A 6,285-nucleotide genomic window follows, 5' to 3' on the forward strand; every position below is an offset into this window, starting at 1 on the left:
GAAAACTGTTCAGTTTTAATTTATGTTAATTAAAACATGGAAATCTTAATTAAATCTTAAGAAAGGGTTATTTTTGAGAAAAAAATCGGCTCATTTGAGCCGATTCCTGTCGTGTTTATTTAAATTTATTTAGCATTTTTTTCAAAACGTTCGTTTACAAAATCCCAGTTTACTACATTCCAGAATTCTTTAATGTAATCTGGACGACGGTTTTGGAATTTTAAGTAATAAGCATGTTCCCAAACGTCTAAGCCTAATAATGGGAAACCTTCGCAACCAGCAATTTCTTTACCCATTAATGGATTGTCTTGATTAGCGGTAGAAACAACGCTTAATTTCCCATCGTTTAATAACACTAACCACGCCCAACCTGAACCAAAACGAGTGGCTGCAGCTTTCTCAAATTCTGCTTTGAATGCTTCAACAGAACCAAAATCACGTTCAATGGCAGCTTTTAATGTACCTTGTAGAGTTGTGCCTTTTTTCAATGATTTCCAAAATAAACTGTGGTTAGTGTGTCCACCGATATTGTTACGCAACGCAGTAAATTTATCGGCAGGTACGTTAGCTAAATGATTTTTTAAGAATGAGCCCGGGCAACCTTGAGCGGCTAATTCAGCTAATTCTGGTGAGTTTTCTAATACGGCATTAGCATTATTAATATACGCTTGGTGATGTTTGCTGTAGTGAATTTCCATGGTTTGAGCATCAAAATGAGGTTCTAATGCATCATAGGCATAGCCTAATTCTGGTAGAGTATAAGCCATAATATTTTCCTTTTTTAATGAGTGAGTAGATGTTTTTGTAGAACGAATCTACAAATGCCATAACTATATTAACAAAAAATTTGATGTAGATCATTAAAAATGTAAATTTTTGTTAAGTAAACTGCTAAGTTAGTTTGAAAAAATAAAAGATTGTTTGACTATTACAATAATGGATGTATTAAAGTAGAATTAGAAAAATTTAGATATCTATTTTAGGAAAGTTTTATGACAGTCGAAAATAATATAATAGAAACAATCGTCGCACAGGCTACACCTATTGGTCGTGGTGGTGTAGGCATTTTGCGCGTATCAGGACCTTTGGCAATGGAGGTGGCTCAAGCCGTGGTAGGAAAGGCGTTAAAGCCACGTTTTGCGAATTATTTACCTTTTAAAAATGTTGATGATACCGTATTAGATCAAGGCATCGCGTTATTTTTTAAATCCCCTCATTCTTTTACCGGAGAAGATGTGTTGGAGTTGCAAGGACACGGTGGTCAGATGGTGTTAGATTTGCTGCTTAAGCGTATTTTACAAGTGCAAGGTGTACGCTTGGCTCGCCCCGGAGAATTTTCTGAACAAGCATTTTTAAATGGTAAACTCGATCTTGCTCAAGCGGAAGCTATTGCGGATTTAATTGATGCCACATCGGAACAAGCGGCACGTTCTGCGTTAAAATCCTTACAAGGGGAATTTTCCAATAAAGTGAATCAATTAGTCGATAATGTGATTTACTTACGTACTTATGTTGAAGCAGCCATTGATTTTCCTGATGAAGAAATTGATTTCCTAGCAGATGGAAAAATTGAGAATAAATTAAATGAAATTATTGTTCAACTGGATAAAGTAAGAGCCGAAGCTAAACAAGGTTCAATTTTACGTGAAGGTATGAAAGTGGTCATTGCAGGACGTCCGAATGCGGGTAAATCCAGTTTGCTTAATGCGTTAGCAGGGCGAGACGCTGCTATTGTAACAAATATCGCGGGTACAACTCGCGATGTATTGCGTGAACACATTCATATTGATGGCATGCCTCTGCATATTATTGATACTGCAGGTTTACGTGATGCTACAGATGAAGTAGAACGTATCGGGATTAACCGTGCTTGGCACGAAATTGAACAGGCAGATCGAGTGTTATTAATGTTAGATAGTACGGATGCTGATAGTGCAGATCTCAATAAAGTGCGGTTAGAATTTTTGCAAAAATTACCTGAAAGTCTCCCTGTAACGATTATTCGCAATAAAACCGATTTAAGTGGAGAAAATACAGGATTAAGTGAAGAAAATGGCTATATTACCATCCGTTTATCTGCTCAAACCCAACAAGGTGTTGACTTATTACGTGAACATTTAAAACAAACTATGGGCTATCAGACTACCACTGAAGGAGGTTTCTTAGCCCGTCGCCGTCATTTAGAAGCTTTAGAAAAAGCCGCAGAACATTTACAACTCGGGCATATTCAACTTACTCAATTTCACGCTGGGGAGTTGTTAGCGGAAGAATTACGCTTAGTACAAACATATTTAAGTGAAATTACAGGTAAGTTTACATCGGATGATTTGCTAGGGAATATTTTTAGTTCGTTTTGTATCGGTAAGTAGATCAAAAAATGTAATATTTTTTAGTCTTCTACTAATTTCATAGTTAGGCAACCCTTAGTTGATAAGCTTGTCATTATCCATAAAATTTGCACCCTACTAGGTTGGTTATGAGTCCAACTTTTGGGGTGCAGAACATTTTTTTAGCGCATTTTCACTATTTACACCAGCAGATTAAAATTACCAACCTTTCACTACACCATCTTTAAAGTGTTTAACTGCTTCTTGGTAAACTTCTTCGGTCTGGTAGGCTTTTACAAAGTTTTGTACTGCTGTGCTGTCTTTGTTATCTTGGCGAGCTACAATGATATTTACATAAGGGCTGTCTTTGTCTTCTACAAAAACACCGTTATCAGTTGTAGTTAACCCTACTTGGCTAGCATAAGTATTGTTTACCACTGCTAAATCTACGTCATCTAAGGCACGAGCCGCAACTGCCGTATCAACCGGACTAATTTGTAGATTTTTTGGATTTTCTACGATATCAAGAGGTGTTGCATTTAAGTTGTTGACATCTTTTAATTTAATTAAACCTTGTTTTTCTAATAAAATTAAGGCACGACCTTGGTTAGATGGGTCGTTAGGTACAGCGACTTTGGCTCCCTCTTTTAATTCTGAGACATCTTTAATGGTTTTGGAGTAACCCGCTAATGGATAAACGAATGTGTTACCAACAATAACAAGGTTAGTAATATTGTTCGCTTTAGTGTCACTATCTAAATACGGTTTATGTTGCATGGCATTGATATCTAAATCACCTTTACTTACCGCTGGATTTGGTAAAGCATAATCGTTGAATTCAATGAATTTAACGTCTAGGTTATATTTTTCTTTGGCAATTTTAGCCGCAATTTCAGCAACTTGATGCTCAGGTCCTGCCATTACACCCACCGTAATGGTTTGTGTTGTTGGTTGTGGAGTAACTACTTCTGCTTTTTTATCATCGTTACATGCTGTTAAAGCAAATATTGATGTGAGTGCAGTGATAGTGAGTAATTTTTTAAAATTCATGGAATGTTCCTTATAAGTAAAGTTTAATTAACGATGATCAAAATGATCAGCGAGTTTGTTGCCGTATCTTTCGCAGATCATAACGATTAATACGAGGATAATAGTTGCCACCCAAAGTACATAAGGCATGTTACGGTGTAAACCATAAGAAATGGCTGTATTACCTAAGCCACCACCACCAACAGCTCCAGCCATCGCGGAGTAACCGATAAGTGTCACTAAGGTAAGTGTTGTCGCTTTAATCAGCATTGGCAAGGCTTCGGGCAGATAAAATTTGGTGACTAATTGCCACACGGTTGTTCCCATGGCTTTTGCCGTTTCGGTTAAGCCACTTGGAATATCACCGAGTGCATTGGATGTCAAACGAGCAAAAAACGGCATGGCAGCGACACCTAATGGAATAATTGAGGCGGTCGTGCCTAAAGTGGTTCCCACTAAAAAACGAGTGACAGGCATTAAGTCAAATAATAAAATAATGAAGGGGATAGAACGCCCGATATTAATTATTGCTTCTAACACTCGGTTAATTTTAGGACTTGCTAAGGCTTGATTTTGTTGGGTCAAAAATGTCCAGATCCCTAATGGTAAACCGAAAGCAATAGCAAAGACTGTTGCAGCAAAGCTCATATAAATCGTTTCATAGGTACTTAAGCCGATGAGCTGCCATACTTGGGGTGTGATTTGACCCATAAAGCCGTTGATAAAATTATCCCACATAACCGAGTACCTCCACGCGAACATTGCTTTCCATTAAATAAATTTTTGCTTGAGTGATAGCATCTTCATCACCCTCTACTTCAGCAATAGTGAAACCAAATTTTGTGCCACCTGCGTAATCAATTTGTGACAATAAAATATTAAAAGACACATTAAACCGTCGTGATGTTTGTGAAATTAATGGAGCATCAACGGAACGCCCCGTAAATTCAAAACGAATAATCGGTGATGAATTTGGGGATTTCGGAGCGTCCGTGAGCAAGGCTAAATATTCTTCTGGTAAATGGTTTTGGAATGTCGCTTGAATAAATTCTTGTGCAAGCTCGGTTTTGGGATTAGAAAAGATTTCGCTGACAGTGCCTTGTTCAATTAATGAACCACGGTCAATTACGGCGACTTGGTCACAGATACGTTTCACTACATCCATTTCATGTGTAATCAATAGGATTGTGATACCTAAAGTGCGGTTAATATCTTTCAATAATTTTAAAATAGATTGCGTGGTGGCTGGATCTAATGCACTGGTAGCTTCGTCACAGAGAAGTACATGTGGATCGCTGGCTAGGGCTCTGGCAATGGCAACACGTTGTTTTTGACCACCGGATAAGTTAGCAGGATAGACATCTTTTTTATCAGTTAATCCAACCAAATTTAAAAGTGCGGTGACTTTTTGTTGGATTTTTTGTTTGTTGGCTTTTTCTAATTCTAATGGTAAAGCTACATTGTCAAACACTGTTCTGGAACTGAGTAGATTAAAATGTTGGAAGATCATGCCGATATTACGGCGTTCTGCGATAAGTTGATGATCGTTAAGTGCCATCAGATCTTTACCGTCAACAATGACTGAACCAGATGTTGGACGTTCTAATAAGTTAACACAACGAATTAAAGTACTTTTGCCTGCTCCAGACGCACCGATTACGCCACAAATACTACCTGCCGGTACATTTAATGAAACGTTATCTAATGCGGTTAATTTTTTTCCTGCAATATCAAAAATTTTAGTGATATTTTTTAGCTTAATCATATAAGCCCTTTAAGTTATGATTAAAAAAGAGATAATTTTATCTATTTTAGACGTCTATATGTCTATGTCAATCATTATTCGTTAGCTTTTTAGAATATATTGTTATCAATTATAATATTTGTGGGATAATAACAGAATAAATGTGGTTTTAAAGGAAAGAAAATGAAGAAAGCGATTTTTTTAGATCGAGACGGCACACTGAATGTTGATCATGGTTATGTGTATAAAATTGATGATTTTCAATTCATTGATGGTAGTATTGAAGCTTTGCAAGAACTGAAATCCATGGGTTATTTGTTGGTGGTGGTGACAAATCAGTCAGGGATTGCGCGTGGCTATTTTACGGAAGAACAGTTTTTGCAATTAACGGAATGGTTTGATTGGTCATTGGCGGATCGTGGAGTGGATTTGGACGGGATTTATTATTGTCCGCATCACCCTGATGGAAAAGGGGAGTTTCGCCAAGATTGTGATTGTCGTAAACCAAAAGGGGGAATGTTATTGCAAGCAATTAAAGAATTAAACATTGACCCGAGTAAATCTTTTATGATTGGAGATAAAATCGAAGATTTACAAGCAGGTATGAAAGCGAATGTAGCAAATAAAGTTTTGGTGAAAACAGGCAAACCAGTAACCGAACAAGGAAAAAAGCTAGCCGATTATGTGATAGAAAGTGTAGCAGATTTACCAAAATTAATTAAACAGTTGAAAAATTAAACATTCAAATAATTTTCTCAATATTTTTACAAAAAACACTTGCAAAGGATTGCCAGATCTCTATAATACGCCCCACACAACGACGCACAGTTGTGAAAATATAAACTTTCTAACGTGCGTCGTTTTATTTTCGCTTTAAAATAGTAATATGGAAAAGCAAAAACGTTCTTTAAAAATTTATCAGACAATCTGTGTGGGCACTTGTTGATTGATTTCGGTTTAAAAAAAATTTTAAAAACTTGAAGTCTTGATAGGTGCTTAACTTAGAAATTCATTGGGGGCGTATTTCATACGCCCCTACAAAATGAACTTTAATGTAAGGGCGTATTGCATACGCCCTTGCAAAAGTCAGTATTTATTGAGCGATTGAACTTGATTAAGTTTAAAAAAAACTTGAATTGAAGAGTTTGATCATGGCTCAGATTGAACGCTGGCGGCAGGCTTAAC

6 protein-coding genes are annotated in these 6,285 nt (G+C 36.8%); 2 read left to right on the forward strand and 4 right to left on the reverse strand.

Going from position 1 to position 6,285, the window contains the following annotated elements:
• Positions 1–125: 125 nt before the first annotated feature.
• Entirely contained in the window at positions 126–767 is a 642-nt protein-coding gene (gene sodA, locus E0709_RS11645; RefSeq protein WP_132302928.1) for a superoxide dismutase [Mn], read from the reverse strand.
• Positions 768–1,010: 243 nt separating this feature from the next.
• Between sodA and mnmE the strand changes: the two genes are divergently transcribed.
• Positions 1,011–2,369: a tRNA uridine-5-carboxymethylaminomethyl(34) synthesis GTPase MnmE gene (gene mnmE / locus E0709_RS11650; RefSeq protein WP_132302934.1), complete on the forward strand. Its 1,359-nt coding sequence runs from the start codon at positions 1,011–1,013 to the stop codon at positions 2,367–2,369.
• 177 nt (positions 2,370–2,546) lie between these two features.
• Here the strand turns inward: mnmE and E0709_RS11655 are convergent, their stop codons facing one another.
• From E0709_RS11655 to metN, 3 genes are read right to left on the reverse strand one after another with little or no spacing between them, the layout of a single operon-like run.
• A complete protein-coding gene (locus E0709_RS11655) occupies positions 2,547–3,377 on the reverse strand; it encodes a MetQ/NlpA family lipoprotein (RefSeq protein WP_132302929.1) in 831 nt (276 codons plus the stop codon).
• A 27-nt stretch (positions 3,378–3,404) separates the two neighbouring features.
• Entirely contained in the window at positions 3,405–4,094 is a 690-nt protein-coding gene (locus E0709_RS11660; RefSeq protein ID WP_132302930.1) for a methionine ABC transporter permease, read from the reverse strand.
• A complete protein-coding gene (gene metN / locus E0709_RS11665; protein ID WP_132302931.1) occupies positions 4,084–5,121 on the reverse strand; it encodes a methionine ABC transporter ATP-binding protein MetN in 1,038 nt (345 codons plus the stop codon). Before metN ends, E0709_RS11660 begins: the two co-directional genes overlap by 11 nt.
• A gap of 162 nt (positions 5,122–5,283) precedes the next feature.
• Between metN and gmhB the strand changes: the two genes are divergently transcribed.
• Positions 5,284–5,838, forward strand: a complete 555-nt coding sequence (gene gmhB / locus E0709_RS11670) for a D-glycero-beta-D-manno-heptose 1,7-bisphosphate 7-phosphatase (RefSeq protein WP_132302932.1) — start codon at positions 5,284–5,286, stop codon at positions 5,836–5,838.
• Positions 5,839–6,285: the final 447 nt, after the last annotated feature.

This window comes from Lonepinella koalarum (genome assembly GCF_004565475.1).
Classification (GTDB): Bacteria; Pseudomonadota; Gammaproteobacteria; order Enterobacterales; family Pasteurellaceae; genus Lonepinella; species Lonepinella koalarum.